This is a genomic window from Achromobacter sp. SIMBA_011 (assembly GCF_046535435.1).
GTDB classification, from domain to species: domain Bacteria; phylum Pseudomonadota; class Gammaproteobacteria; order Burkholderiales; family Burkholderiaceae_B; genus Achromobacter; species Achromobacter dolens.
In genome coordinates this window covers 569,606-596,099 of sequence record NZ_JAWRWN010000002.1, presented here as the reverse complement: position 1 = coordinate 596,099, position 26,494 = coordinate 569,606, and the positions used below count along the sequence as shown (strand labels likewise).

General features: G+C 65.1%; 32 protein-coding genes. 8 read left to right on the top strand and 24 right to left on the bottom strand.

All coding sequences use genetic code 11. The features are described from left to right. Window positions 1-44: 44 nt before the first annotated feature. The 7 genes from hscB to uvrB form a co-directional block, all read right to left on the bottom strand. A complete protein-coding gene (gene hscB / locus SB816_RS10005; protein ID WP_049073189.1) occupies window positions 45-557 on the bottom strand; it encodes a Fe-S protein assembly co-chaperone HscB in 513 nt (170 codons plus the stop codon). A 3-nt stretch (window positions 558-560) separates the two neighbouring features. After that, a complete protein-coding gene (gene iscA / locus SB816_RS10000; protein ID WP_006386172.1) occupies window positions 561-884 on the bottom strand; it encodes an iron-sulfur cluster assembly protein IscA in 324 nt (107 codons plus the stop codon). 2 nt (window positions 885-886) lie between these two features. Then, a complete protein-coding gene (gene iscU, locus SB816_RS09995; protein WP_006386173.1) occupies window positions 887-1,291 on the bottom strand; it encodes a Fe-S cluster assembly scaffold IscU in 405 nt (134 codons plus the stop codon). A gap of 33 nt (window positions 1,292-1,324) precedes the next feature. After that, window positions 1,325-2,536, bottom strand: coding sequence for an IscS subfamily cysteine desulfurase (locus tag SB816_RS09990; protein ID WP_049073188.1), 1,212 nt, complete (start codon window positions 2,534-2,536; stop codon window positions 1,325-1,327). 18 nt (window positions 2,537-2,554) lie between these two features. Further along, window positions 2,555-3,097: a Fe-S cluster assembly transcriptional regulator IscR gene (gene iscR / locus SB816_RS09985; RefSeq protein WP_026384517.1), complete on the bottom strand. Its 543-nt coding sequence runs from the start codon at window positions 3,095-3,097 to the stop codon at window positions 2,555-2,557. 189 nt (window positions 3,098-3,286) lie between these two features. Continuing rightward, complete coding sequence (locus SB816_RS09980; RefSeq protein WP_006386176.1) at window positions 3,287-3,778, bottom strand: low molecular weight protein-tyrosine-phosphatase; 492 nt, start codon at window positions 3,776-3,778, stop codon at window positions 3,287-3,289. Between the two features lie 248 nt (window positions 3,779-4,026). Then, window positions 4,027-6,153: an excinuclease ABC subunit UvrB gene (uvrB, locus tag SB816_RS09975; protein ID WP_410546863.1), complete on the bottom strand. Its 2,127-nt coding sequence runs from the start codon at window positions 6,151-6,153 to the stop codon at window positions 4,027-4,029. Window positions 6,154-6,230: 77 nt separating this feature from the next. Here uvrB and SB816_RS09970 point away from each other — a divergent pair, with 77 nt between their 5' ends. Both SB816_RS09970 and lexA read left to right on the top strand, forming a co-directional pair. Continuing rightward, on the top strand, window positions 6,231-7,430 hold the full coding sequence (locus tag SB816_RS09970) for an amino acid aminotransferase (protein WP_049073186.1): 1,200 nt from the start codon (window positions 6,231-6,233) through the stop codon (window positions 7,428-7,430). Window positions 7,431-7,586: 156 nt separating this feature from the next. Beyond that, window positions 7,587-8,237, top strand: a complete 651-nt coding sequence (lexA, locus tag SB816_RS09965) for a transcriptional repressor LexA (protein ID WP_064525933.1) — start codon at window positions 7,587-7,589, stop codon at window positions 8,235-8,237. Window positions 8,238-8,341: 104 nt separating this feature from the next. Here the strand turns inward: lexA and lon are convergent, their stop codons facing one another. The 5 genes from lon to SB816_RS09940 all read right to left on the bottom strand — a co-directional run bounded on the left by lon (window position 8,342) and on the right by SB816_RS09940 (window position 15,335). Further along, window positions 8,342-10,792 (bottom strand): endopeptidase La, encoded by a 2,451-nt coding sequence (gene lon, locus SB816_RS09960; RefSeq protein WP_049073184.1) that lies wholly within the window; start codon window positions 10,790-10,792, stop codon window positions 8,342-8,344. Between the two features lie 250 nt (window positions 10,793-11,042). Beyond that, a complete protein-coding gene (gene clpX / locus SB816_RS09955; RefSeq protein WP_054502147.1) occupies window positions 11,043-12,341 on the bottom strand; it encodes an ATP-dependent Clp protease ATP-binding subunit ClpX in 1,299 nt (432 codons plus the stop codon). A gap of 101 nt (window positions 12,342-12,442) precedes the next feature. Next, complete coding sequence (gene clpP, locus SB816_RS09950) at window positions 12,443-13,096, bottom strand: ATP-dependent Clp endopeptidase proteolytic subunit ClpP (RefSeq protein ID WP_054502146.1); 654 nt, start codon at window positions 13,094-13,096, stop codon at window positions 12,443-12,445. 4 nt (window positions 13,097-13,100) lie between these two features. Next, complete coding sequence (gene tig / locus SB816_RS09945) at window positions 13,101-14,411, bottom strand: trigger factor (protein ID WP_054502145.1); 1,311 nt, start codon at window positions 14,409-14,411, stop codon at window positions 13,101-13,103. Window positions 14,412-14,579: 168 nt separating this feature from the next. Beyond that, on the bottom strand, window positions 14,580-15,335 hold the full coding sequence (locus tag SB816_RS09940; RefSeq protein WP_006386184.1) for a M48 family metallopeptidase: 756 nt from the start codon (window positions 15,333-15,335) through the stop codon (window positions 14,580-14,582). A gap of 259 nt (window positions 15,336-15,594) precedes the next feature. Between SB816_RS09940 and SB816_RS09935 the strand changes: the two genes are divergently transcribed. After that, on the top strand, window positions 15,595-16,140 hold the full coding sequence (locus SB816_RS09935; RefSeq protein ID WP_054502144.1) for a TIGR00645 family protein: 546 nt from the start codon (window positions 15,595-15,597) through the stop codon (window positions 16,138-16,140). Between the two features lie 99 nt (window positions 16,141-16,239). Here SB816_RS09935 and SB816_RS09930 read toward each other — a convergent pair whose 3' ends face one another. The 5 genes from SB816_RS09930 to SB816_RS09910 form a co-directional block, all read right to left on the bottom strand. Further along, window positions 16,240-16,446: a cold-shock protein gene (locus tag SB816_RS09930; protein ID WP_006225311.1), complete on the bottom strand. Its 207-nt coding sequence runs from the start codon at window positions 16,444-16,446 to the stop codon at window positions 16,240-16,242. 288 nt (window positions 16,447-16,734) lie between these two features. After that, complete coding sequence (locus SB816_RS09925) at window positions 16,735-17,298, bottom strand: DUF924 family protein (RefSeq protein ID WP_054502143.1); 564 nt, start codon at window positions 17,296-17,298, stop codon at window positions 16,735-16,737. A 124-nt stretch (window positions 17,299-17,422) separates the two neighbouring features. After that, window positions 17,423-17,626: a cold-shock protein gene (locus SB816_RS09920; RefSeq protein WP_006220190.1), complete on the bottom strand. Its 204-nt coding sequence runs from the start codon at window positions 17,624-17,626 to the stop codon at window positions 17,423-17,425. A gap of 371 nt (window positions 17,627-17,997) precedes the next feature. Continuing rightward, the gene (locus SB816_RS09915; RefSeq protein ID WP_054502142.1) at window positions 17,998-18,318 is read right to left on the bottom strand and encodes a hypothetical protein; all 321 of its coding nucleotides are present in this window, start codon (window positions 18,316-18,318) and stop codon (window positions 17,998-18,000) included. 90 nt (window positions 18,319-18,408) lie between these two features. Continuing rightward, window positions 18,409-18,807, bottom strand: a complete 399-nt coding sequence (locus SB816_RS09910) for a hypothetical protein (RefSeq protein ID WP_064525937.1) — start codon at window positions 18,805-18,807, stop codon at window positions 18,409-18,411. A 120-nt stretch (window positions 18,808-18,927) separates the two neighbouring features. On the opposite strand from SB816_RS09910, the gene SB816_RS09905 reads away from it, so the two are divergent. Continuing rightward, on the top strand, window positions 18,928-19,227 hold the full coding sequence (locus tag SB816_RS09905; RefSeq protein ID WP_006395879.1) for a DUF2513 domain-containing protein: 300 nt from the start codon (window positions 18,928-18,930) through the stop codon (window positions 19,225-19,227). 4 nt (window positions 19,228-19,231) lie between these two features. Here SB816_RS09905 and SB816_RS09900 read toward each other — a convergent pair whose 3' ends face one another. From SB816_RS09900 to SB816_RS09890, 3 genes are all read right to left on the bottom strand, one after another. Next, a complete protein-coding gene (locus tag SB816_RS09900) occupies window positions 19,232-19,504 on the bottom strand; it encodes a hypothetical protein (RefSeq protein ID WP_054502140.1) in 273 nt (90 codons plus the stop codon). 110 nt (window positions 19,505-19,614) lie between these two features. Then, the gene (locus SB816_RS09895) at window positions 19,615-20,010 is read right to left on the bottom strand and encodes a RidA family protein (RefSeq protein ID WP_410546862.1); all 396 of its coding nucleotides are present in this window, start codon (window positions 20,008-20,010) and stop codon (window positions 19,615-19,617) included. 26 nt (window positions 20,011-20,036) lie between these two features. Then, window positions 20,037-21,185: a DSD1 family PLP-dependent enzyme gene (locus tag SB816_RS09890; RefSeq protein ID WP_343719070.1), complete on the bottom strand. Its 1,149-nt coding sequence runs from the start codon at window positions 21,183-21,185 to the stop codon at window positions 20,037-20,039. Window positions 21,186-21,330: 145 nt separating this feature from the next. Here SB816_RS09890 and SB816_RS09885 point away from each other — a divergent pair, with 145 nt between their 5' ends. Then, the gene (locus SB816_RS09885) at window positions 21,331-22,248 is read left to right on the top strand and encodes a LysR family transcriptional regulator (RefSeq protein ID WP_054502137.1); all 918 of its coding nucleotides are present in this window, start codon (window positions 21,331-21,333) and stop codon (window positions 22,246-22,248) included. Between the two features lie 17 nt (window positions 22,249-22,265). On the opposite strand, the gene SB816_RS09880 is transcribed toward SB816_RS09885, so the two are convergent. Together SB816_RS09880 and SB816_RS09875 are read right to left on the bottom strand one after the other, a co-directional pair. Continuing rightward, on the bottom strand, window positions 22,266-22,664 hold the full coding sequence (locus SB816_RS09880) for a RidA family protein (protein ID WP_054502136.1): 399 nt from the start codon (window positions 22,662-22,664) through the stop codon (window positions 22,266-22,268). A gap of 83 nt (window positions 22,665-22,747) precedes the next feature. Further along, window positions 22,748-23,938, bottom strand: a complete 1,191-nt coding sequence (locus SB816_RS09875) for an MFS transporter (RefSeq protein WP_144657974.1) — start codon at window positions 23,936-23,938, stop codon at window positions 22,748-22,750. 134 nt (window positions 23,939-24,072) lie between these two features. On the opposite strand from SB816_RS09875, the gene SB816_RS09870 reads away from it, so the two are divergent. The 3 genes from SB816_RS09870 (at window position 24,073) to SB816_RS09860 (ending at window position 25,688) form a co-directional block, all read left to right on the top strand. Beyond that, window positions 24,073-24,654, top strand: coding sequence for a TetR/AcrR family transcriptional regulator (locus SB816_RS09870; RefSeq protein WP_410546861.1), 582 nt, complete (start codon window positions 24,073-24,075; stop codon window positions 24,652-24,654). A gap of 134 nt (window positions 24,655-24,788) precedes the next feature. Continuing rightward, entirely contained in the window at window positions 24,789-25,280 is a 492-nt protein-coding gene (locus SB816_RS09865) for a hypothetical protein (RefSeq protein WP_054502133.1), read from the top strand. Window positions 25,281-25,382: 102 nt separating this feature from the next. Next, entirely contained in the window at window positions 25,383-25,688 is a 306-nt protein-coding gene (locus SB816_RS09860) for a hypothetical protein (RefSeq protein ID WP_336235099.1), read from the top strand. 24 nt (window positions 25,689-25,712) lie between these two features. Here the strand turns inward: SB816_RS09860 and SB816_RS09855 are convergent, their stop codons facing one another. After that, window positions 25,713-25,973: a hypothetical protein gene (locus SB816_RS09855; protein ID WP_231133000.1), complete on the bottom strand. Its 261-nt coding sequence runs from the start codon at window positions 25,971-25,973 to the stop codon at window positions 25,713-25,715. Between the two features lie 152 nt (window positions 25,974-26,125). Next, window positions 26,126-26,434 (bottom strand): hypothetical protein, encoded by a 309-nt coding sequence (locus SB816_RS09850; protein WP_054502131.1) that lies wholly within the window; start codon window positions 26,432-26,434, stop codon window positions 26,126-26,128. Window positions 26,435-26,494 lie beyond the last annotated feature (60 nt).

The following is a 26,494-nucleotide window of genomic DNA, read 5'->3' as shown; positions in this document are numbered from 1 at the left end:
AGGCGGCGAAGTCCGGGCGCCCCGCGGCCGGGCCATCCTGGGGACTAGGAATCGGGATGGGCCTGGGCCAGCTCCTGCGCCAGCTTCTCCACGAACATCCATTCCCGCACCTTGAGACCCGCCGCGGCGTAGTCGCGCTGTTCGTCCAGCAGGCGCGTCAACGCGGCGCGCATCTGCTGCCGGGCATCCTCCAGCTCGGTCCGCAGCTCGGCCAGCACGCCGGCGTCATTGCGCGCGTCGTCCATCATTTCGCGCCAGGTCATCTGCTGCATCAGGAAAGCCGTGTCCATCGACGTGTTGCTCTCGGTCTGCAGATCCACGCCGGCCTGCTCGCACAGATAGCGCGCCCGCAACAGCGGATCGCGCAACTGGCGGTAGGCCTCATTGGCGCGCGCCGCCCACTGCATGGCCACGCGGCGTTCCGCGGGGCTGGCGGTGGCAAAGCGGTCGGGATGCACCTGCGCGGCGACGGTGCGCCACGCCGATTCCAGCGCCTGGGCGTCCAGGTCGAAGCGTGCCGGCAAGCCGAACAGGCTGAAGTGATCGTCTCCAGCCAAGACTTACACCGTGAACGACTCGCCGCAGCCGCAGGTCGCCTTCTCGTTGGGGTTGCGGAACTTGAAACCTTCGTTCAGGCCTTCGCGGGCGTAGTCCAGCTCGGTGCCGTCCAGGTAGGCCAGGCTCTTGGGATCGACGAACACCTTCACGCCGAAGCTTTCGAACACCTGGTCTTCGGGCGCCGCGTCGTCCACATACTCCAGCTTGTAGGCCATGCCGGAACAACCCGTCGTCCTAACGCCGAGGCGCAAGCCGATCCCCTTGCCGCGCTTTTGCAAGTAGCGGCCGATGTGGGTGGCAGCCTGTTGGGTCAGGGTAACGGACATGTTCAGCTCGCAACAGCTTCGGCGGGCACCGAATGCTTTTCCTTGTAGTTCTGCACGGCGGCCTTGATCGCGTCTTCGGCCAGGATCGAGCAGTGCACCTTCACGGGCGGCAGGGCCAGTTCTTCGGCGATCTGCGTGTTGCGGATGTTCATCGCTTCGTCCAGCGTCTTGCCCTTGACCCATTCGGTCACGAGCGAGCTGGAGGCGATGGCCGAGCCACAGCCGTAGGTCTTGAAGCGCGCGTCCTCGATGACGCCGGCTTCGTTCACCTTGATCTGCAGCTTCATGACGTCGCCACAGGCCGGCGCGCCGACCATGCCGGTGCCCACCGAGTCGTCCGACTTGTCGAACGAACCGACGTTGCGCGGGTTTTCGTAGTGATCCAGGACTTTGGTGCTGTAAGACATGTTAGTTCTCCACGTATTCTTTGGCGCGGGCGCTCAGTGCGCGGCCCATTGCACGGTATTCAGATCGATGCCTTCCTTGGCCATTTCCCACAGCGGCGACATATCGCGCAGCTTGCCGACGCGGCTCTTGAGCAGTTCGATGGTGTAGTCCACTTCCTGCTCGGTGGTGAAACGGCCCAGCGTGAAGCGGATCGAGCTGTGCGCCAGCTCGTCGTTGCGGCCCAGGGCGCGCAGCACGTAGGAAGGTTCCAGGCTGGCCGAGGTGCAGGCCGAGCCGCTCGAGACGGCCAGTTCCTTGATCGCCATGATCAGGGACTCGCCTTCGACATAGTTGAAGCTGACGTTCAGGTTGTGCGGCACGCGCTGGTCCATGTCGCCGTTGAGGTAGACCTCTTCGATCTGCGACAGGCCGGCCCAGAGGCGATCACGCAGCATGCGGATGCGCTCGTTCTCGGTGCCCATTTCCTCGCGGGCCAGGCGGAAGGCCTCGCCCATGCCGACGATCTGGTGCGTGGCCAGCGTGCCCGAACGGAAACCGCGTTCGTGGCCGCCACCGTGCATCTGCGCCTCGATGCGCACGCGCGGCTTGCGGCGCACGTACAGCGCGCCGATGCCCTTGGGGCCGTAAGTCTTGTGCGCCGAGAACGACATCAGGTCGACCTTCAGCTTCTGCAGGTCGATCTCGACCTTGCCGGTGGCCTGCGCGGCGTCGACGTGGAAGATGATGCCCTTCTCGCGGCAGATCTCGCCCAGGGTTTCGATGTCCTGGATGACGCCGATTTCGTTGTTCACCATCATCACCGACACCAGCACGGTGTCGGGACGCAGCGCCGCCTTGAAGACATCCAGGTCGATCAGGCCGTTGTCCTTGACGTCCAGGTAGGTCACCTCGAAGCCCTGGCGCTCCAGTTCACGACAGGTGTCGAGCACGGCCTTGTGCTCGGTCTTGATGGTGATGATGTGCTTGCCGCGCTCGGCATAGAAGTTGGCGGCGCCCTTGATGGCAAGGTTATCCGACTCGGTGGCGCCAGAAGTCCAGACGATTTCACGCGGATCCGCGTTCACCAGCTTGGCGACTTCCTCGCGGGCGCGTTCGACGGCCTCCTCGGCTTCCCAGCCGAACGAGTGACTGCGCGACGCGGGATTGCCGAAGCTCTCGTACAGCCACGGGATCATTTTTTCGACGACGCGCGGGTCGACGGGGGTCGTGGCCGAGTAATCCAGATAGATCGGGCGGGTGGTCATCTCTACAACTCCTACTGCTTATACGGTGGCATTGGCCGCGACGGTGGTGGTCGGGGCGTTGGCGGCGTTATTGGCGCCTCCCACCCGATTCACGCGCACCGCGCAGGCCTGCGCTTGATTGTTGGCTTCCTGCAATTGGCGCACACGCTGCTGATCGACCAGATCCTGCAGCGACACCGAATCCAGGTAATCGACCATCTTGCGATTCAGCGTGGCCCAGAGCTCATGCGTCATGCACTTGCCAGGCTTGCCGTCGTTGCCGCTCGTACAGTCCCGCTTGCCGCCGCAGCTAGTGGCGTCCAGCGGCTCATCGACGGCGAAGATGATGTCGGCCACGGTCACGTTGCGCGCCAGGCGGGCAAGCGAGTAACCGCCGCCCGGGCCCCGCACGCTGTCCACGAGTTCGTGGCGGCGCAGTTTCCCGAACAGCTGTTCCAGATAGGAAAGCGAAATATTCTGACGCTGGCTGATGGCCGCAAGAGTGACCGGGCCGCTATGCTGCCGCATAGCCAGATCGATCATGGCAGTCACGGCGAAACGCCCTTTGGTAGTTAGCCGCATGGTGAATTCCCTGTGATTCGGCAATGGCCGCCGGCGAATCCGACGGTCAATACCCGAGTAATTGGCTCAAGTATAGCAAATTCCCGAGTAATTTGGTATGGCTCCCGGCTAGAAAAAACCGCGCTGTCGCGCGGTTTTTTCACTGCCAATCGCCAGGCGCCCCACAGGACGCCCCGGCGCACAGGAGGCTCAAGCCGCCTGGTATTGGGTAGCGCGCTTACGGACCAGTTCAAGCACGCCCTGACAGGCGTCTTCGAGGTAGTCCAGCACCTTGCCGAAACCGTCGGCGCCGCCGTAGTACGGATCGGGCACGGTCGCCTCTTCGAACTCGTTGGCGAAACGCATCAACAGCATCAGCTTGTGCTGGTACGCCTTGGGGCACTGCTGCTGCATGGCGGACAGGTTGTCCCAATCCATGGCGAGGATGAGGTCGAAGTCGCGGAAGTCTTCCGCGGTGACCTGGCGGGCCTCGCAGTGCGTGATCTCGTAGCCGCGCTTGCGCGCTGCGGCCTGCGCCCGGGCATCAGGCGCCTCGCCGATGTGAAACGCGTGCGTGCCCGCGGAGTCGATGCGAACCACATCGCCCAAACCCGCGTCGTTCACCAAATGGCGAAACACGCCCTCTGCGCTCGGCGAGCGACAGATATTGCCCATGCAAACGAAAAGTACCTTGGTCATCATGGGAGTAAGTGTGCGGGAAAACCCGAGATAAGGCAAGCTTTTTTTGCGTTTTCGCCATCCGTTACACGCCGGACCACCGCCTTAAATAATCATTATAAATCATATAGTTAACAACTATATTTGAGGCTTTCCGGAGGGCCTGGGACGGATCCCTTGCGCAAATTTCGGACGCCCGCTGACAACATGATGACTTTTCCCAATATTCAGCACACTGTCAGCGTAGGGACACATTTAGATACCGACTTACCTCATACCGCGCCATCCAGCAGCACGCGCTGCTTGAGCGCCGTCAGCGCATCCCGGGCGGCCGCGGCCTGCTCGAACTCCAGATTGCGCGCATGGTCCATCATCAGCTTTTCCAGGCGCTTGATCTCGCGGGCCAGGGCCTTTTCGTCCTTGAGCAGCTCAGCCGGAACTGCGGCTTCCAGCGCGTCGTGCTGCACCGGGGCGACGATGCCGTCGATCAGCTCGCGCACGGCCTTCTGCACGCCGCGCGCGGTGATGCCGTGATCGGCATTGAACTGCAACTGCTTGGCGCGGCGACGGCTGGTTTCCTCCATGGCGCGCTGCATCGAATCGGTGATGCGGTCGGCGTACAGGATGGCATGGCCGTTCAGGTTGCGCGCGGCGCGTCCGATCGTCTGGATCAGGCTGCGCTCGGAACGCAGGAAGCCTTCCTTGTCCGCATCCAGGATGGCAACCAGCGACACTTCCGGAATGTCCAGCCCCTCTCGCAGCAGGTTGATGCCCACCAGCACGTCGAACGTGCCCAGGCGCAGGTCGCGGATGATTTCCACGCGCTCGACCGTATCGATGTCCGAGTGCAGGTAACGCACCCGCACCCCGTGCTCGGTCAGGAAGTCGGTCAGGTCCTCGGCCATGCGCTTGGTCAGCGTGGTGACCAGCACCCGCTCTCCCTGGCTGGTGCGCGCCTTGATCTGTCCCAGCAGGTCATCGACCTGGGTGCGCGCCGGCAACACCTCGACGATCGGATCGACCAGGCCGGTGGGACGCACCACCTGCTCGACCACGTTGTCGGCGTGCTCCTTTTCGTACGCCGCGGGCGTGGCCGACACGAACACGCACTGGCGCATGCGCGCCTCGAATTCCTCGAGCTTGAGCGGCCGGTTGTCCAGCGCCGACGGCAGCCGGAAGCCATACTGCACCAGGGTTTCCTTGCGCGAGCGGTCACCCCGGTACATGGCGCTGAGCTGGCCGATGGTGACGTGGCTCTCGTCGATGAACATCAGCGCATCGGCGGGCAGATAGTCGATCAGCGTGGGCGGCGGCTCCCCCGGCGCGGCGCCGGACAAGTGGCGCGAGTAGTTCTCGATGCCCTTGCAGAAACCCAGTTCCTGCAGCATTTCCAGGTCGAAGCGGGTGCGTTGCTCAAGCCGCTGGGCCTCGACCAGGTGGCCGTCGTCGACGAAGCGCTTGGTGCGTTCGCGCAACTCCTCCTTGATGGTCTCGATGGCGCGCAGCACCGTATCCCGCGGCGTGACGTAGTGCGAGCCGGGGTAGACGGTGAAGCGCGGCAGCTTCTGGCGGATGCGGCCGGTCAGCGGATCGAACAGCTCGAGGCTTTCGATTTCGTCGTCGAACAGTGTCAGGCGCAGCGCCAGCTCGGCGCTTTCCGCCGGGAAGATGTCGATGGTCTCGCCGCGCACGCGGAACACGCCGCGCGTGAATTCGGCGTCGTTGCGGGTGTACTGCATGGCCACCAGCCGCGCCAGGATCTCGCGCCGCGAGATCTGGTCGCCGGCGCGCAGGATCAGCACCATCGCGTGGTAGTCGCCGGGGTTGCCGATACCGTAGATGCACGACACGGTGCCAACGATGATGGTGTCGCGCCGTTCCAGCAGGCTCTTGGTGGCCGACAGGCGCATCTGCTCGATGTGCTCGTTGATCGACGAGTCCTTTTCGATGAACAGGTCGCGCGTCGGCACATAGGCCTCGGGCTGGTAGTAGTCGTAGTACGAGACGAAGTACTCCACCGCGTTCTTGGGAAAGAACTCGCGCATTTCCGCGTACAACTGCGCGGCCAGCGTCTTGTTGGGCGCCAGCACCAGCGCCGGCCGCCCCAACTGGGCGATGACGTTGGCCATGGTGTAGGTCTTGCCCGAGCCGGTCACGCCCAGCAGGGTCTGGTACATCAGGCCGTCCTGCACGCCCTGGACCAATCCTTCGATGGCGCCCGGCTGGTCGCCGGCGGGCGGATAGGGTTGGTAGAGGTGGAACGGGCTGCCGGGGTAATCGACGTACCCCGGGCCAGGGGCCGCCGCGACAGCGCCAGGGGCCACATCGGCCGCCCCGTTAGTGACGGAGCCAACGGCTGCGGCACCCGCCGCGCTCGGGTCTATTGCGCTCTTAGGCATGCTAGACTGTTCCCAGGGTAAACCCCCCATTATCCACAGCACTTCCGACTGCGTCCACTCACCCTCAGCAGAGTCCCATGAGCACCCTTTTCGATTCCGTCGAACTCGCGCCGCGCGACCCCATTCTTGGTCTGAACGAACAATACAACGCGGACACCCGCCCCGGTAAAGTCAATCTGGGCGTGGGCGTGTACTACGACGACCAGGGTCGCATTCCCCTGCTGGGCGCCGTGCGCAAGGCGGAAATCGCCCGCATCGAGGCCGCCGCCGCCCGCGGCTACCTGCCGATCGAAGGCATCGCCGGCTACAACCAGGGCGCGCAAGCCCTGCTGATCGGCAAGGATTCCCCGCTGGCCGCTGCCGGCCGCGTCCTGACCACCCAGGCCCTGGGCGGCACCGGCGCGCTCAAGATCGGCGCCGACTTCCTGCGCCAGTTGCTGCCGACCTCCAAGGTCCTGATCAGCGATCCGAGCTGGGAAAACCACCGCGCGCTGTTCGAACGCGCCGGTTTCGAAGTCGGCACCTACGCCTACTACGATGCCGCCACCCGCGGCCTGAACTTCGACGGCATGCTGGCCGCCCTGAAGGCCGCGCCGGCCAACACCGTGGTCGTGCTGCACGCCTGCTGCCACAACCCCACCGGCGTCGACCCGACCTTCGACCAATGGAAGCAGATCGCCGCGGTCGTCAAGGAAAACAAGCTGGTGCCGTTCCTGGACATCGCCTACCAGGGCTTCGGCGAAGGCCTGCGCGAAGACGCCGCGGTCGTGCGCCTGTTCGCCGACCTCGACCTGACCATGTTCATCAGCTCGTCGTTCTCGAAGTCGTTCTCGCTGTACGGCGAGCGCGTCGGCGCCCTGACGGTCGTGGCCGGCAGCAAGGACGAAGCCACCCGCGTGCTGAGCCAGCTCAAGCGCGTCATCCGCACCAATTACTCCAATCCGCCCACCCACGGCGGCACGATCGTCTCCACCGTGCTGAACTCGCCCGAGCTGTTCGCCATGTGGGAAGAGGAACTCGGCGCCATGCGCGACCGCATCCGCCTGATGCGCAAGCAGTTGGTCGAGAAGATCAAGGAACACGGCGGCAAGCAGGACTTCAGCTTCGTGCTGCAGCAGCGCGGCATGTTCTCGTACTCGGGCCTGACCTCGGCCCAGGTCGACCGCCTGCGCGAAGAGCACGGCGTCTACGCCGTCTCCAGCGGCCGCATCTGCGTTGCCGCGCTCAACAGCGGCAACATCGACCAGGTGGCCAAGGGCATCGCCGCGGTACTGTAAGACGCGCCGACAGCGGCACCTCCAAACGGGACCTGCGGGTCCCGTTTTTATTGCCTGTCACAAAACCGCGTTGGATCAACGCTTGCATTTTTGCGTTATGTCCCCCAGAATGCCGCTGTATATATGTACAGTCCGACTCACAAACGGATCACCGCCATGGCCAGCAAACTCACTGATCGTCAACAGCAAATCCTGGACCTCATCCGGCAGACCGTCGCGCGTACCGGCTTTCCGCCCACCCGCGCCGAGATCGCCCAGGCCCTGGGTTTCCGCTCGCCCAATGCGGCCGAAGACCATCTGAAGGCCCTGGCCCGCAAGGGCGCCATCGAGCTCACCGCCGGCGCCTCCCGCGGCATCCGCCTGAAGGACAACTCGCCGACACCGTCGCAGGCGCCCTTGCCCCTGCCCGGCCTGGCGCAGCTACTGCTGCCGCTGGTGGGGCGCGTGGCGGCAGGCAGCCCGATCCTGGCCGCGGAACATGTCGAGCGCGAGATCGGCGTCGATACCAGCCTGTTCGCGCAGACGCCCGATTACCTGCTCAAGGTGCGCGGCATGAGCATGCGCGACGCCGGCATCCTCGAAGGCGACCTGCTGGCCGTCAAGAAGGCTTCCGAGGCTCGCAATGGCCAGATCGTGGTCGCGCGGCTCGGCGACGACGTCACCGTCAAGCGCCTGCAACGCCAGAACGGCCGCATCGAACTGCTGCCCGAGAATCCGGACTTCAGCGTCATCGTGGTCGAGGCCGACCAGGAATTCGCGCTGGAAGGCATCGCGGTCGGGTTGATCCGCCCGCACACGCTGCACTGACCCACTGCTTCCGATCCGGCGCCACGGACGCGCCAAAAAAGAAACCCCGCTTGCGCGGGGTTTCTTTTTGCGAGCACCCCTCGCGGGGCGCCTCGGGCCAGGCATCAGTGCTTGAGCACCGGATCCGTCGAACCCGGCTCGGCCGGCTTGGCGACCAGCGGCTCCTTGACCGCTTCGTCTTCAGCCAGCGGCTCCGGCAGGCGTTCCAGGGCCAGTTCCAGCACCTTGTCGATCCAGCGGACCGGCACGATCTCGAGATGGTTCTTGACGTTGTCCGGGATCTCCGCCAAATCCTTGACGTTTTCTTCCGGGATCAAGACCGTCTTGATACCACCGCGATGGGCGGCCAGCAGCTTTTCCTTCAGGCCGCCGATCGGCAGGACTTCGCCACGCAGCGTGATCTCGCCGGTCATGGCGACGTCGGCGCGCACCGGGATGCGCGACAGGGCCGACACCATGGCCGTGGTGATCGCGATACCGGCGGACGGACCGTCCTTGGGCGTCGCGCCTTCCGGCACGTGCACGTGCATGTCGTGCTTCTCGAACACGCTGTCGGCAAAGCCCAGGCGACGCGCCCGCGAGCGCACCACCGTGCGGGCCGCCTCGACCGATTCCTTCATCACGTCGCCCAGCGAACCGGTGCGTTGGATCACGCCCTTGCCAGGCATGTCCGCCACTTCGATCGTGAGCAGGTCGCCACCGACTTCCGTCCAGGCCAGGCCGGTCACCTGACCGATCTGGTTTTCCTTTTCGGCCATGCCGAAGGTGTAGCGGCGCACGCCGAGGTAGTCGCTGAGGTTCTCGCCCGTGACGTTGACCGGCTTGAGTTCGAAGGTCTTGCCTTCGGCCTTGGCGCGATCGCTCTGGGTCAGCAACTGCTTGATCACCTTGCGGCAGATCTTGCCCACTTCGCGCTCGAGCGCGCGCACGCCGGCTTCGCGGGTGTAGTAGCGCACGATGTCGCGCAGCGCGCTGTCATCGACGGTCAGCTCGGTATCCTTGACGCCGTTGTTCTTCATCAGCTTGGGCAGCAGATGGTCGCGGGCGATGTGGATCTTTTCTTCCTCGGTGTAGCCCGACAGGCGGATCACTTCCATCCGGTCCAGCAGGGCCGGCGGAATGTTCAGCGTGTTGCTGGTGGCCACGAACATGACGTCCGACAGGTCGAAGTCCACTTCGATGTAGTGGTCCTGGAACGTGTGGTTCTGTTCCGGGTCCAGCACTTCGAGCAGCGCCGACGAGGGATCGCCGCGGAAATCCATGCCCAGCTTGTCGATTTCATCGAGCAGGAACAGGGGATTGCGCACGCCGACCTTCGACATGTTCTGGACGATCTTGCCGGGCATCGAGCCGATGTACGTACGGCGGTGGCCACGGATCTCGGCCTCGTCGCGCACGCCGCCCAGGGCCATGCGCACGAACTTGCGGTTCGTGGCCTTGGCGATGGACTGGCCCAGCGAGGTCTTGCCGACCCCGGGAGGACCGACCAGGCACAGGATCGGCGCCTTGACCTTGTCCACGCGCTGCTGCACGGCGAGGTATTCGAGGATGCGTTCCTTCACCTTCTCCAGGCCGTAGTGGTCGTTGTCGAGCACCGTTTCGGCGTTGGCGATGGAGTTGTTGATCTTGCTCTTCTTCCTCCAGGGGAGGTTGATGAGCGTATCGATGTAGTTGCGCACCACGGTGGCTTCGGCCGACATGGGCGACATGAGCTTGAGCTTCTTGAGCTCGGCATCGGCCTTCTTGCGCGCCTCCTTGGGCATGTGCGCGGCGATGATCTTCTTTTCGAGCTCCTCGATGTCGGCGCCCTCTTCGCCCTCGCCCAACTCCTTCTGAATGGCCTTGACCTGCTCATTCAGGTAGTAGTCGCGCTGGCTCTTTTCCATCTGCTTCTTCACGCGGCCGCGGATCCGCTTTTCGACCTGAAGGATGTCGATTTCGGTTTCCAACTGCGTGAGCAGGCCTTCGAGGCGCTCGGAGGTGCCGACGATCTCGAGCATCTTCTGCTTCTGCTCGAGTTTCAGCGGAAGATGCGCGGCGATCGTGTCGGCCAGGCGGCCGGCGTCATCGATGCCGGCGAGCGAGGTCAGGATCTCCGGGGGGATCTTCTTGTTGAGTTTTACGTATTGCTCGAACTGGGCGACGATCGCACGGCGCAGGGCCTCGGTCTCGGAGCCCTGGACGGCGTCCGGCTCGATCGGGGTGACCTGGCAGGTGAAGTGCGAGTCGGCGTCTTCGATGCTGTTGATGCGGGCGCGCTGGGTGCCTTCGACCAGCACCTTGACGGTGCCGTCGGGCAGCTTGAGCATCTGCAGGATGCCGGCGACGCAGCCGATCTCGTAGACGTCTTCAGGGGTGGGATCATCCTTGCCGGCGGACTTTTGGGCCACCAGCATGATGCTCTTGCCCGCTTCCATCGCAACCTCGAGCGCGCGGATAGAGCGCGGACGGCCGACGAACAGCGGGATGACCATGTGCGGGAACACCACGACGTCGCGCAGCGGCAGCAGGGGAAGGTCGATCGGGTCGGAAGGCAGGGTCTGGCTGGCAGACATAGGAGGTTCCTCGGTATGACTCGGCGTATCGGGGACAGGATGACCGGGTATACCCGGACAGCCCCGTCAGTTACGTCTGTTATGGGAACAATAGCCGAAAATTCAAGATCCCGGCGGCCGGATAAACAAAACCGCAAAAAAAACGGCGGCCGGTATCCAGTTTTATTGCACACACCCAGGGAGTGTGCGTTCAATCGGGGCCCTGAGACAAAAAAACCCGTTACGGAAACGGGTTTTCTTGAAATATCCGTCAGGCCGCGGCGTCGCGGACTTCCCCGCGCTCGGGCTTTTCGGTCGTCCCCTCTTCGTCGGCGTAGATCAGCAAGGGCTTGCCCTCGCCTTCGATCGCGCCTTCGTCGAGCACCACGCGCTTGACGTTGCCTTGCGACGGCAGGTCATACATGGTGTCGAGCAGGGCCTGCTCGATGATGGAACGCAGGCCACGGGCGCCGGTCTTGCGCTTGAGCGCCTTGCGGGCGATGGCCTTGAGGGCGGCGGGACGCACGTCCAGCTCGGCGCCTTCCATGGCGAACAGCTTCTGGAATTGCTTGAGCAGGGCGTTCTTGGGCTCGGTGAGGATCTGCACCAGGGCAGCTTCATCGAGTTCGTCCAGCGTGGCGACCACGGGCAGGCGGCCGACCAGCTCGGGGATCAGGCCGAACTTGATCAGGTCTTCGGGCTCGACTTCGGAGAACAGCTCGCCGACGCCGCGCTCGGACTTGGCGCGCACGGAGGCGGAGAAACCGATACCGGACTTTTCCGTGCGGTCGCGGATGACCTTTTCCAGGCCGTCGAAGGCGCCGCCGACGATGAACAGGATGTTGGTCGTGTCGACCTGGACGAAGTCCTGGTTGGGGTGCTTGCGCCCGCCCTGCGGCGGCACCGAGGCCACGGTGCCTTCGATCAGCTTGAGCAGGGCCTGCTGCACGCCCTCGCCCGACACGTCGCGGGTGATGGACGGGTTGTCGGACTTACGGGAGATCTTGTCGATTTCATCGATGTAGATGATGGCGCGCTGCGCCTTCTCGACTTCGTAGTTGCAGTTCTGCAGCAACTTCTGAATGATGTTCTCGACGTCTTCACCGACGTAACCGGCTTCGGTCAGCGTGGTGGCGTCTGCCATGACGAACGGCACGTTCAGCATGCGCGCGAGGGTCTGCGCCAGCAGTGTCTTGCCCGACCCGGTGGGGCCGATCAGCATGATGTTGCTCTTGGACAGCTCGACTTCGTCGCCCTTGATCTCGCCGTGGCGGATGCGCTTGTAGTGGTTGTAGACGGCCACCGCCAGCATGCGCTTGGGCGAGGTCTGCCCGATCACGTACTGGTCCAGGAACGTCTTGATTTCAGCCGGAGTGGGCAGTTCGGAACGAATCGCCGCGCGCGCGGTAGCCTGCGCTTCCTCGCGGATGATGTCGTTGCACAAGTCTATGCATTCATCGCAGATGAATACCGACGGACCCGCGATCAGCTTGCGGACTTCGTGCTGGCTTTTATTGCAAAACGAGCAATGCAGCACTTTTGCGTCTGCCGATCCCTTTTTTTCAGGCATATGTAGTCGTATCTCAGGTAAAGAAGCGCCGGACCGGGTAAAGGGCCCGGCGCCTGCGCTTACTCAAACATGGCGGCAGCGGATGGGACTCAACCGGGAAGTCAGCCTTCCGAACGGGAGGTCATCACCTTGTCCACCAGTCCATACGATACCGCATCTTCGGCGGACATGAAGTTGTCACGTTCCGTGTCCAGGGCGATGCGGTCGATCGACTGGCCGGTGTTGTCGGCCAGGATGCGGTTGAGACGCTCGCGCAGGTCCAGGATCTCGCGAGCCTGGATCTGGATGTCGGAGGCCTGCCCCTGGGCGCCGCCCGAGGGCTGGTGGATCATGATGCGCGAGTTGGGCAGGGTGAAGCGCTTGCCCTTCTTGCCAGCCGCCAGCAGGAAGGCGCCCATGCTGGCCGCCAGGCCCGTGCACAGGGTCGACACGTCCGGCTTGATGAACTGCATGGTGTCGTAGATGGCCATGCCCGCGTACACCGACCCGCCGGGCGAGTTGATGTACAGGGAAATGTCCTTGTCAGGATTCTCCGATTCCAGGAACAGCAACTGCGCCACGACCAGGTTGGCCGTCGCGTCGTTGACCGGGCCCACCAGGAAGATGAGCCGCTCGCGGAGCAGACGCGAATAGATGTCGTAGGCGCGTTCGCCGCGCCCCGACTGCTCGATCACCATGGGAATGTAGCCCAGGCCGGTGGGGGTCACCGACGACCCGCCATTCATTGCCGCATAGAAATCGGTGAATCTCTGCATAGTGTTACGCCATCCCCATCAACTGATCAAAAGGCACCTTTTCGTCGGTGACCTTGGCCTTTTCCAGAACATGCGCGACGACGTTGTCTTCGAGCACAATAGCCTCGATTTCAGCACGACGCTGGCGGTCGGCCAGGTAATAGCTGACAACCTGGGCGGGTTGTTCGTAGTTTTCCGCGAACTCTTCGATGCGGGCGCGGACCTGTTCCGGCTTGGCCTGAAGCTGGGCTTGCTTGACCAGTTCGGACACCAGCAGGCCCAGGCGCACGCGGCGCTCGGATTCGGTGGAGAACGCTTCGGCCGGGATCGGCACGGACTCGGCGTTGGGCACGCCACGCTGCTTGAGCTCTTCGCGAGCGGCGGCAATGCGGCTTTGCACGTCGTTGTCGACCAGCGCCTTCGGCACGTCGAACTTGCCGGCTTCGACCAGGGCGTCCATCACGCTGGACTTGGTGCGGCCTTGCGCGCGAACCTTGACTTCGCGTTCGATGTTGCTGCGGATGTCGGCCTTGAGCTTTTCGATGTCGCCTTCGGCCTGGCCGAGCGACTTGGCGAATTCGGCATTCAGTTCGGGCAGCACGCCTTCGGCCACTTCCTTGACGGTGATGGTGAATTCGGCGGTCTTGCCGGCGACTTCCTTGCCTTGGTAGTCATCGGGGAACTTGAGCGGGAAGACCTTGCTTTCGCCAGCCTTCAGGCCGCGGGCGGCTTCTTCGAATTCCGGCAGCATGCGGCCTTGGCCGAGCACGAACGGGAAGTCTTCGGCCTTGCCGCCTTCGAACGGCACGCCGTCGATGGTGCCGGCAAAGTCCAGCGTGACGCGGTCGCCGTCTTGCGAGGCGCGGCCTTCGCGGGCTTCGAACGTGGCGCGCTGCTTGCGCAGGACGTCCAGGGTCTGCTGCACTTCGGCGTCGGTGACAGCGGTTTCATAGCGGGTCACGGCCAGGGCCGACAGGTCCGGCACGGCGACTTCGGGGTAGACCTCGAACGTGGCGGTGAAGGCCAGCGTGTCTTCGCCGACGCCTTCCGTCTTGGGTTCCAGGTTCGGGGCGCCAGCGACGCGCAGCTTGGCGCCGTCGACGGCTTGTTCGAATGCGCGGCCGACCTGGCTGTTGATCACGTCGTAGCGGATGCCGGGGCCATGGCTGCGCTCGAGCATGGCGAGCGGCGCCTTGCCGGGACGAAAGCCAGGGACCTTGGCGGTACGGGCCACGCGCTTCAACTGCGCCTGGACTTCCTTTTCGACGTCGGCCACCGAGACGGCCAGATCAACACGGCGCTCGAGGCCGGAGAGGGTTTCAACCACAGGCTGCATTAAAAGACCTATTTTCCGAAAGATATGGGATGACGGGCGGATAAACGCGGCATTTTACCGGAAACTTCCGGACCCCTGACGCAAAGGGGCGCGAGCACCCGGACAAGCCCGGATGCTCGCGCCCCGTTTTCCACCCGGAAAGGGCGGCAAATTGCCCGCCAGGGCGCTTTATTTGGCCTTGGCGATGCGATCTTCGATATGCTGCGCGCGCTTGGCCGAAGACGGGTGCGAGCTCATCATATCGCTCTTGCCGCCGTCCAGCTCGGCCAGCTTCTGGAACGCCGTCACCAGGCCGCGGGTGTTCAGCTTCTTGGCCTGCAACTGGTCGAACGAGTAGTCGTCGGCGGCGCTTTCCTGCGATTGCGAGAACTGCGCGTTGATGAACTTCTCGGTCAGGTCGCCCAACTGCGAAGAGTTCAGGGCGGCGACCGTGGCGCCACCGGCGGCACCGGCGGCGTCGCGCGCGGCCGAGACCGTGTAGGCGGTCTGCATGGCCTTCTTGCTGTGGCCCAGCGCCACGTGGCCGATTTCATGGCCCACGACGCCCAGCACTTCGTCGTCGGTCATCATGTCCATCAAGCCGCTGTAGACGCGGATGCAGCCGTTGGCCATGGCCCAGGCGTTGACGTCCTTGGTGATGTAGACCTTGTAGTTGGCCTTCTGGCCGTTGACGGTGCCGCCCAGTTGCTTGGCGATCTTCTGCAGGCGCACGTCGTACTTGCTGCCCGGGGCGGCGATCTTTTCCTGGGAGTCGCTCTGCGCGCAAGCCTTGTCCGACAAGGTCTTGATTTCGGCATCGCTCAGGGTGGCGGCCTGCACCACCTTGCTGCCGGCGCCCACCAGTCCCCCGATATCGAGGGCATGCGACGCGGAATAAGGGGCAAGGGCAACGGCCAGCGCGGCAACGGTGTAGCGGATCTTCATGGAAAAAACTCCTCTTGACTGACTCTGTTCGAGTGAGGCGGCAATTCTATATACGCCAAAAGCGCTCAAACCGTTTCGCCACAGAGTTTCGCAAATGCGAATTTCTCTTACACAAAAGGCGGGCGAAAGACTTCTTACCGTGGTAAGTACCCCCTGCTCCGCCATAAATTCGTCATCAAAAACAAATCCCGGGAGAGCGCGGCGTTGTTAGAATTGCCGCCGCACTTTTTCCGTATCCCTATAACGGCTCGCACCCATCATGACCCCCAACACCCCACCCCGTCTTGGCTTGCTGCCCAGCCTGATTTTCAGTTCGCGCTGGCTGCAACTGCCGCTCTATCTGGGACTGATCGTCGCCCAGGGCGTCTACGTGATGCTGTTCCTGAAGGAACTCTGGCATCTGCTGACGCACGCCACCAGCTTCGGCGAAATGGAAATCATGCTGCTGGTGCTGGGATTGATCGACGTGGTGATGATCTCCAACCTGCTGGTGATGGTGATCGTCGGCGGCTACGAGACCTTCGTGTCGCGCCTGCGGCTGCAGGGGCATCCGGACCAGCCGGAATGGCTCAGCCACGTCAACGCCAGCGTCCTCAAGGTCAAGCTGGCCATGGCCATCATCGGCATCTCGTCGATCCACCTGCTGCGCACCTTCATCGAGGCCGGCACGCTGGGCACGCCCAACGCGCGCTTCTCGGAAGCGGGCGTGATGTGGCAGACCATCATTCACGCGCTGTTCATTCTGTCGGCGCTGGGCATCGCCCTGGTCGACAGGCTGTCCACGCCATCGCACGCGAAGCACTGAACGCCCCCCGCGCCGCGCGGGAAAAGAAAAGCCCCGGCACTGGCGTGTCGGGGCTTTTTTATTACGGCGGGCCGTATCCGGCCCGCCGTGGACCTGTACTCAGGCCGCCACCTTGATGTTCTTAGCGCTGGGACCCTTGGGGCCGGTACCGACCTCGAACGTGACGCGCTGGTTTTCCTGCAGCGACTTGTAGCCTTCGCTGCGGATTTCCGAGTAGTGGGCGAACAGATCCTTGCTGCCGTCGTCGGGCATGATGAAGCCATACCCTTTTTCGGCGTTGAACCACTTGACGATGCCGGTTGCCATGGAATTTCCTCGAACCTAAAGAAGCGATTGCTCGCGGGGCGCCAGATGATCAAGGATGGGAGAGGAAAGCAACCGCAGCACCACTGACCGCGACAAGTTAAACGCAGACCGCGTCTCTTGAAAATCTCGCTGAACCCAGTGTATTGGCGAACCCGGAAAAACGTCAAATATGCGGTGATCGCCATGCCCGCGCCGCGCCACCACCCGAGCCGCGGCCCCGGATCTTTCAACTCGCCATGCACCGATACAAGCAGATACGCTCGCGTCGAACGGCCATGCCGCCGGGGCTCAGCCGGAGAAGCCGCCGGTGTCCAGGAACTCCTGCTCGGGCTGCGTGGTCTGCCGGCCCAGCGCGGCGTTGCGATGGGGAAAGCGGCCGAAGCGCTTGATGATGTCGCGGTGCAGGACGGCCCAGCGCACCGCGTCGGCGCCCAGCGGCTCCATCAATGCAACCGCCCGGTTCTGTGCGGCCACGGTCTCGGCGTGCTCGAAGGGCATGTAGAAGAACTGGCGCAGCGCCGGATCGACGGCAAGGTCGTGGCCGGCGGCGATGGCGCGTTCGGCGAACAGCAGCGCCAGCGGATCGGTGGCGAACATGTGAGCCGTGCCGCGGTAGGCGTTGCGGGGGTACTGGTCCAGCAGGATCATCAGGGCCAGCGCGCCGTCCGGCTCATCCAGCCAGGCATCCAACTGGCGCGCGGCGGCGGCCATGTGGGCGGCGCCGCAATGCTGGCGAAAGCGCTCGTCGAAGGCCGCGTCCTTGGTGAACCATTGCCGCGGCCCGGCGTCGCGCCAGAACGCGACGACGTCCTGCGGCGTCAGGGATGCGGGGGCTTGGCCAGGGTGGGTCATGGAGATCGTCCTCTGTCGATGGCGGGTCCGGCCAGGCTGTGCGGCGGGAGACACGGGCAAGGATACCGCGGGGAGCCCAAACGCAAAAAAGCCCCCGAAGGGGCTTTTCCGAAAAGCCAGAACCTTACAGGACCTGGATCTTCGTGGCTTGCGGGCCCTTGGGGCCATTGGCCGTCACAAAGCTGACGCGCTGGTTCTCTTCCAGAGACTTGAAGCCCGAGCCCTGAATTTCGGAGAAGTGAGCGAACAGGTCCTTACCACCCGCTTCCGGGGTGATGAAGCCATAGCCTTTTTCCGAATTGAACCACTTAACGACGCCGGTTTCCATACTGTATTTCCTAGAGATAATGGGCAAATGCCCGGAGGTCACGAATCAATCAAGGAGGGGACAGTAGAACAATAACGCTGAGCCGGAAAAGGCACGGCACTGAACGAAAATCGCAACGCTTGTGATCGTGTGCCGACACTATCGTTATGTTCCCCTCACAAGTCAACATAATCCTAAAAAATACGTGCCAATAATGCAACAAAGAGAAACTGCGAACAGAATTTGCACGTTTTCATAGGAAAAAAGAAGCCCTGCATAGGTGTAAACACCCACGCATCATAAAAAAACAATCAAGGCTTATATAAATGCCGGCAAAGAGCGTACCCGGATGCATACGCCGTTTGGACGGGCACTTTGGTTTGCCGTCAGGCTTACTCTTCGATAGGTAAACCCAACAGATCGAGCGCCGCGCCGAAAGCGTCGGGGCCCGAGCAAAGGAAAACCGCCACGTCGCCGGGATTCATATTTTCCAGGACTTGGTCGATTTGTTCTTGCGCATTATCAACATTGTCGACACTGGCGGCGTGTATGTCCGCGCCGGCTTCGACTTTTTCGGGGGGCACGATGTCGGCAATCGCATTGAGATCGTCCACATCGGTCACGACATAGACGCTGATGCTCTCGCCATCCAGCGTTGTGTGCAGCTCAACGCCGCCCGCCACGTCGGCAACATGCCGACTCAGTATTTCCATGATCACTCTTCCTTGACTTGCGAGCCAGGCCCGCGTGGACGCGCCCGCACGGATGCGTGCACGTCCAGGCGCGACTATAACAGCCTTACGCTAAGGCTTCCTGACAGCCGGTCCCAGCGAGCGGCGGGCGGCGCCGGACGTGGCCGCCACGTTGCGGCTACGCACCCCGGCCGCGGCCAGCGCGGCCAGCAGCGGCTTCTGGGCGTCCAGGAACGCGGCCTTCTCGTCGCCGACCAGCTTGCACAGGAACATCTGGGCTTGCAGTTGCGTGCGGCGCGCCTTGCGGTTGTCGGCTTCTTGCGCGAGCCAGTTGGCCACCCAGTCGGCGGCGGCCTGGGCATCGCCCTGTTGCTTGACGTGCCCCAGCAGATCGAACACGGTGACGCCGACGATGGCGCCCTCCTCGGTGCGCGTCAGGAACAGCTTGGCGGCTTGGCCGGTGTAGCCAGGGACCAGGGCGAGGCAATCGCGCTCGGCGGGTTTCTTCATTGATACAGCCTGTCTGTGATCGGTAATCCCGCACTGTAACCGACCCGGCCGGCTGTCGCGTCGCCGCCACGGAACTCTGCTATTGTGGGCTGTTCCACCCCAACCCATACGGCGGACATCATGCAACGCGATTTCGATCTGGTCGTCACGATCCTGGGAGCCCTGCGCGACGCGGCGGGCCCCAACCTGAGCACCCACGACATCAAGGAGGCTGCCCTGGCGCCCCACGCGCAGGAGCAAGGCCTGCAACTGATTGCGCACCACCTGGACCTGCTGGCCGACGCCGGCCTGGTCAAGCAGATCAGCGAAACGACGGCGACCGCCGGCGACACGCGCTGGCGCATCACCTGGAAGGGCTACGACGCCCTGGAGCAGGACGAGGAAGACGAAGAAGACGAGGACTTCGACGACGAAGAATGAGCGCTCAACGGCGCCGCAGGATACGCCGCGTCAGCAGCGCGGCGGCGGCGCCGATCACCAGGCTGAACATGAACGCGGCGATCGCCAGCATCGCCGCCTGGTCGCCGAAACCGGCCGACCGCGACAACACCACCACGCCCGCGCAGACCGCCGCGGCCAGCACGGCCACGCCGGCCAGCGTCCGCCCGGGGGAATGCAGGCGGCCGCAGAGCGCCCCGCCCACCAATGCCACCGCCACCATGGCGGCCATGGACCAGAACAGGTATTCGTACTGCATGCGGACGGACTCCCCTGGGATGTTGCGGCGCCCGCATTATAGGTGGGCGGGCCAATCCGTCCCCGAGGGTGGCGGCCGGCATACGGACAGGGCTGTCGCCGGGGTCTTGTTCAACCCTGGGGAACGACGGCGACGGCGCTGATTTCCACCAGCGCGCCATAGTGCAATTCGCGCGTGGGCACGATCGCGCGGGCCGGTTTGTGGTCGCCGAAGCTGCGTTCGTAGACGCTGTTCACTTCGTTCCAGAGACCGACGTCGGCAATGTAGACGGTGACGTTGACCACCGAACCCATCGACGCGCCGGCGGCCTGCAGGATGGCGGCGACGCTGCGAAGCGCGGCCTCGGTCTGCGCCGCGACGCCCTGCGCCAGTTGCGGCCGTTCGCGCGGACTGGCGGCGGGCAGGAACCCCAGTTGCCCGGAAACGAACACGAAGCCGTTGGCGCGCACGGCCTGCGAATAATGGCCCGCCGGTGGCGTGGCGTGGGGGGTGTGGATCAGGTCCATCTCGAGTCCTTTTGCGGGCAGCCGACTTACCAGCCGCGAAAGCGCTGCCATTGCGCCACGACCCGGCGGTCGCCCTCGCGCACGACCTCATAGGCGTCGTGCTGGGCGCAGGTGGCGCAGGCGTGGTTCGGCACGATCCGCAGTTTGGTGCCTAGCGGCAGTTCCGGCAAGGCGGCGCCGCTGCCCGCGCGCAGCTTGATGATGCCCTGCTCCTGGTTGGTCTCGGCCAGCAGCAGGTCGGGATAGACCTTGCCGTCGACATCGCAAACCAGCCCGTACAACTGGTCCACTGGCTGCCTGGCAGTGCCGCGATCGCGCGACATGGCCATCCAGCCCGCGTCCACCAGGATCCAGCCCTTGTCGGGCTGGTGGCCGATCACCGTGGTCAGCACGGTGGCGGCGATGTCGTCCACGTCGCAGACGCCGAGGCCAGCCATGACGAGGTCGAAGAACACGTACACGCCGGCGCGTACCTCCGTCACGCCGTCGAGGTTGCGGGCGAAATGCGCAGTGGGCGTAGACCCCACGCTGACCACCGGACACGGCAGGCCCGCCGCGCGGATGGCCTGGGCGCAACCGACCGCGGCCGCGCGCTCCTGCTCCGCCATGTCGGCGATGGCCTGCACGCTGCGGCAACCGTAGGATTCACCCGCGTGGGTCATGACGCCGCGCAGGCTGTCGGCGGCATGCAGAGTCCGCGCAATCGCCAGCAACTGGTCGGTGTGACCCGGCTGCACCCCGGCGCGGTGGCCGTCGCAATCAATCTCGATCAATGCGGGGATGGCGGCGCCCTCTTGCCGCACGCGCGCCGCCAGCGCTTGGGCGGCGTCAATACTGTCGACCACGACAGTCAGGTCGACGCCCTGGCGGCGCAGGGCCAGCACGCGGCCGAGCTTGGCCGGCGCCACGCCCACCGCGTACAGCAGGTCGGTCACGCCAGCGGCGGCGAACTGTTCGGCCTCCTGCAGCGTCGAGACCGCCGCCGGCCCCTCGGGCCGCGCCATGACGCGGCGTGCCACCTCGATCGACTTGGGTGTTTTCAGATGGGGACGCAATTGCACGCCGTGGCCGGCCATCAGGGCGTTCAGGCGATCGATATTGCGCGTCATGCGGGTTTCGTCCAGCAGCAGGCAGGGCGTTTCCAGCGTATCGAGGGTGGCAGAGGCAGTGGTCATGGCGGTAGCGACGAAACAGGAAGGGGCGGAAAAAGGGAAACCGACACGGGCGCCGCCCCGGGGCGCGACCGCATGCCCGCAGTATGGCGCGCCGCGTGGCTTGCGTGTTTAATCATCTCTTAATCAATCATTAAGGTGATTCTGAATGATCACGACCGATGACCTGCGTTTCTTCCTGAGCCTGGCGGCCACCAGCTCGCTGGCGCAGGCGGCGCGCGCCCTGGACGTGACGCCGCCCGCCGTGACCCAACGCCTGCACGCGCTGGAAAAGCGCCTGGGCGTGCGGTTGGTCAATCGCTCGGGACGCGGCACCGCGCTGACCGACGAGGGCCGGCTGCTGGCGCTGCGAGCCGGCCAGATCTGCGGCGAATTGAACGACCTGGCCGATGAACTGGCGGGCCGGCGGGGCGTGGTGGCCGGCCACCTGCGCGTGGTGGCGCCGCTGGGCTTCGGCCAGCGCTACGTCGCCGGACTGGTAGCCGGGTTTCGCAAGGAAAGCGAGAACGTGACCGCCAGCCTGATCCTGTCGGACGGGCCTCCCCGCCTGGCCAGCGACGACTGGGACGTGATGATCCATATCGGCGAGCTGCGCGATTCGACCCTGGTGGCCTATCCGCTGGCGCCCAACCGGCGCATCCTGTGCGCCTCGCCCGCCTACCTGGCGCGCCACGGCGCGCCCGCCAAGCCCGAAGACCTGCGCGAACACGACTGCATCGCCTTGCGCGAGAACGAGGAGGACGTGACCCTGTGGCGCTTCAAGCGCGGGCGCGGGCCGGCGGTGGGCGTGCGCATCGCGCCGGTGCTATCCAGCAACGCCGGCGCCGCCGCCGTGGCCTGGGCCCTGGCCGGCCACGGCATCGTGGCCCGCTCGGAGTGGGACGTGGCCGAGCATGTGAAAACGCGCGCGCTGGTGCCGCTGCTGCCGGGCTGGACTCTGCCCGAGGCCAACGTGGTGGCGCTGGTGAAATCGCGCCAGGAGCTGCCGGCCCGCACCGCGGGCTTTCTCGCCCACCTGCGCCAGGCCTTCGCGGCCACGCCGTGGCGAGACAAGACGCCTGCCTGAGGCGCGCGCCGGACGGATCAGTCCAGCATGGCCTCGGCCTCGATCTCGACCAGCCACTCGGGCAGCGACAGGCCGCTGACGATGATCCAGGACGACGGCGGCGGATCGACCGGGAAGCGGTCGCGCAGCGCCTGCGCGATCACCTCCTGATCCTCGCGCGCCGTTTCGCAGATGTAGATACGCAGCATGATGACCTGCGCCAGCGTGCCGCCCGCCGCGGCAAGCACACGGCCGATGTTGTCCAGCGCCGCGTCGGTCTGCTCGCGCAGGCCAGGGCCGACAGTGCGCTCCCGGGCATCGACGCCGACCTGGCCGGACAACAGCATGCGGCGCTGGCCCGTGACGATGACAGCCTGGCTGAAGCCGTATTGCACGGTATTGAAGACGGTGTCGGGATTGACGACGGTTCGGGACATATTGGTTCTCCTTGTAGACGCCTCGCCCCGCGGCGCGGCGTTGCCGGCATTCTATACATCCGGGGTGGCCGCCCCGGCCGCGCTCAGGCCACGGCGGCGGCAGGCCGGGCGCCGCGCGCCGCGTAAACCGCGACCAGCAGCACCACCGCTCCCGCGCCCGCCGCGGTCCAGAACCCCGCCCCCACGCCATGACGGTCGACGATCCACCCCGCCAGCGCGGCGCCCGCCGCGACGCCCGCCCCCAGGCCCGTCACCAGCCAGGTCAGGCCTTCGGTGAGGCGGCGACCCGGCACGCTGGCCTCCACCATCGCCATGGCGATGATCATGGTCGGCGCGAACGACAGGCCCGCCAGCAGCACGCCCAGCGACAGCGTCAGCAGATCACCCACCCACAGCAGCGGCAAGGTGGTGAGGGCGGTCACGCTGGCGGCAATCGCCAACATGCGCGCCAGGGGCACCCGGAATTTCAGCACGCCGAACGCCAGCCCGGCGACGCAGGACCCCAGTGCGTAGGCCGACAGCACCAGGCTCGCGCCGGCGGGCATTCCCTGCTGGCGGGCGAAGGCCACGCTCATGACGTCGATAGTGCCGACGATGACGCCCATGGCGGCCATCATGGCGGTTAGCTGGCGCATCAGCGGCACGCCCAGCACCGACGACTCGCGGCCCGCCTCGCGCGGCTGCACCACCGGCGCCGTGGCCCGTTGCAGCACGAAGGCGGTCACGCCCAGCCCCAGCAGCAGGGCCGCGCCGAGCGGGCCGGCCTCGGGAAACAGGATCACGCACAGCCCGACGGCCAGCGGCGGGCCGATGATGAAGCTCAGTTCGTCGAATACCGACTCGAGGGCATAGGCGGTGCGCAACTGCGGCCGGTCGCGGTAGATCTCGGTCCAGCGGGCCCGCGCCATGGCGGGCATGCTTGGCAGGCTGCCCGCCAGCGCGGCGAACACGAACAGCGTCCAGTCGGGCGCCTGCCAGCGCACGCAGGCGGCCAGGCCCGCCAGGCCGGCCACGCTGGCGCCGGCGGCCAGCGGCAGGATGCGACCCTGGCCGTGCCGGTCCACCAAGCGCGAAATTCGCGGCGCCAGCAACGCGGTCGCCAAAGCGAAGGTGGCGGCCACCGCGCCGGCCAGGGTGTAGGCGCCGCGCACCTGCGACAGCATGGTGATGATGCCGATGCCGATCATGGGCAGGGCCAACCGCGCCACGGCGCAGGCGGCGACAAAACCGGCGGCGCCGGGCGCCTGGAACAATTCGCGATAGGGATTCGACACCCGGTACCTCTGGGGATGTTGCAGCCGGCGGCAGCGACGCCGGACAGATTGACATACGTAGCGTATGCAAGATGGTATTCACATACATTACGTATGTCAATTAACATACGGCTCGTATGCCACTGGAGACAGCCATGTCGCGATCGCGCGCCGAGATGATCGAAGAAACCCGCGGAAAACTGCTGGCGACGGCACGCGAGTCGTTCCGCCGCGCCGGCTATGCGGGCACGTCGATGGACGACCTGACCGCCGCCGCGGGGCTGACCCGAGGAGCGTTGTATCACCATTTCGGTGACAAGCAGGGCTTGCTGGCGGCGGTCGCGGCGCAGATCGACCGCGAGATGGAGGCGCGCCTGCAGGCCATTGCACGCGGCGCTCCCGATGCCTGGACCGCCCTGCGCGAACGCTGCCGGGCCTATCTGGCGATGGCGGCCGAGCCCGAAATCCGCCGGATCGTGCTGCAGGACGCGCGCGCGGTGCTGGGCCCCGGCGGCGCCGCCGCGCAGGAACAGTGCACCGCGTCGCTGGGCGCGCTGCTGCAGGCCCTGATGACGCAAGGCGTCATCGGCCCGGCCGAGCCCGACGCGCTGGCGCGGATGCTGCATGGCGGGCTGGCCGACAGCGCCCTCTGGATCGCCGGAGACGACAGCCAGGGGCGGCTGGCGCAGGCGCTTCAGGCGCTGGATCTGCTGCTCGCGGGCCTGCGCCGGACCTGAGCGCGTCCCCCCGGCGAGCGGGATCAGCACTCGCCGCAAACGCCGTCGTCGCGCATAATGCAACAACGCGTTTGATGGGCCGCCCCTGGCGACCGGCCCCCGCCCCCGCAACCCGGATCCCTCGCCCCACCAAAATGAAGCTCCTGCGCCTATACGCCCTGGCCGCCCTGCTCGGCGGCACCGTGCTATTGCCCGCCGCGGCGCCCGCCCAACCACCGACGCAGCAAGCCGCCGCGCAGGCCCTTGTCGGTAAATGGCGGCACCAGACCATGTTGCGCACCGTCGACGGTCAGGCGCTGCCGCCCCAGCCTTCTGGCGGCGCCGGCGTGGCCGAATTCCGCAGCGACGGCACCTGGTCGATGCAGGGGCCGGGCGCGCTTTCCAGCGGCACCTATCGCTGGCTCGACGCCAAGCGCATCGAGCAGACGCTGGAGCAATCCACCAGCGAATACGAGATCGGCGAGGCTTCCATCCGCTACGTGAAGATCCAGGGCGACCACCTGACGCTCACCCGCGTGCAGGACCGCAAGGAAATGGACAAGCTGATGCCGCCGGCGACGCCGGGCACCAAGCGTCCCGATCAGATGATCGTCACCAATCTCTTTACCCGCCTGCCCGCGGACTGATGCCCGCCGCCCCGGACGCAATCCGCTGGTAATCCAAATGCAGTATGGAAGGATGAAATCTTCTTTGCTACGCTGGGTCACCCTCGTGGAGGTCCAGTGACCATGCAACCCAAGATCCGAGTGCTTTGCGTGCAACCGTCATCGGTGATGGCTCGCTTCGCCTTCCTGGGCGTCGCGTTGCGCTGGTCGTTGGGCGCCACGCCCCGGCCGGCGCGACTGCGCATCGGGCCGCATGACCTCGCGCCGGTCGGCTCGGAAGCGGCGTTCTGGATGTTCGCGCTGCGCCATGCGCTATCGTCGCAATCGGTGCTGATCACGCGCGGCGACCACTGGGACGTTGCCGCCTCGATCGACGGCGACGTAATACGCGCCTTCGGCCGCAAGTTCGCGCTGCGCCAGTGCCTCTAGCGCGCCAGAGCGCGCCCGCCTTCGTCAGTCGCCAACCCGCGGTTTGCGGTGGTAGGCCGCCAATTGCTCGGCGGTCCAGCGCTGCCGGGCGTCCTCCTGGCAACAACTGCGGAACACCCGCGCGCCCACTTCCAGAAAGCGTTGCATGTCGTCGTCCGTCAATTGGCCCTGCACCCGCATCAGGCAGTCGGCATAGGCGGACAGGATGCCATCCCAACCTTCGGGCCTGCCGGACGCGACAGGCTTGCTGATCATGCGGGCCATCATTTCGCTGTGGTCCATCATGCTGGTTCCCCTGAAGCCCCGCCGCGGCCGCGCGGCTCGCGGCGGTATGACGACAGGGGCGGCAGCAAGCGCCATGCCCGCGGCGCGGGGCGCGGGATCGGCGCTTCGGGGGTGAAAAAACTACCGGTCGGACCGGTACGGGCATGCCGTCGCTAGAATTCCGGCAAATCGAAGATGGTATGCAGGGTGGAACTTGGCATCGGCACTGACGCCAGGTGTTCGCGCCCGTCGTCGTCGGTCAGCATCCGCACCGGGCGCGAGGCCACGGAGAGGCCGTCGACGCTGATCACCGTCTCGACCTCGATGCCGGCCTTGATGGCCTCGATGACCTCGGAGACCGCCGCCGTCACGGGGTCGCTGACCCAGCCGGGCACGCCGCGCTCGGCCAGGCCCCAGCGCACGTAGGCGACGTGACCGCTGACGGCTTCTTTACGAACGGCGACGATTGCGTAAAACGACATCCAGGCCTCCCGAAAGTTGGTGGCCCGGATCGTATAACAACTTCACTGATCCGCGGTGAC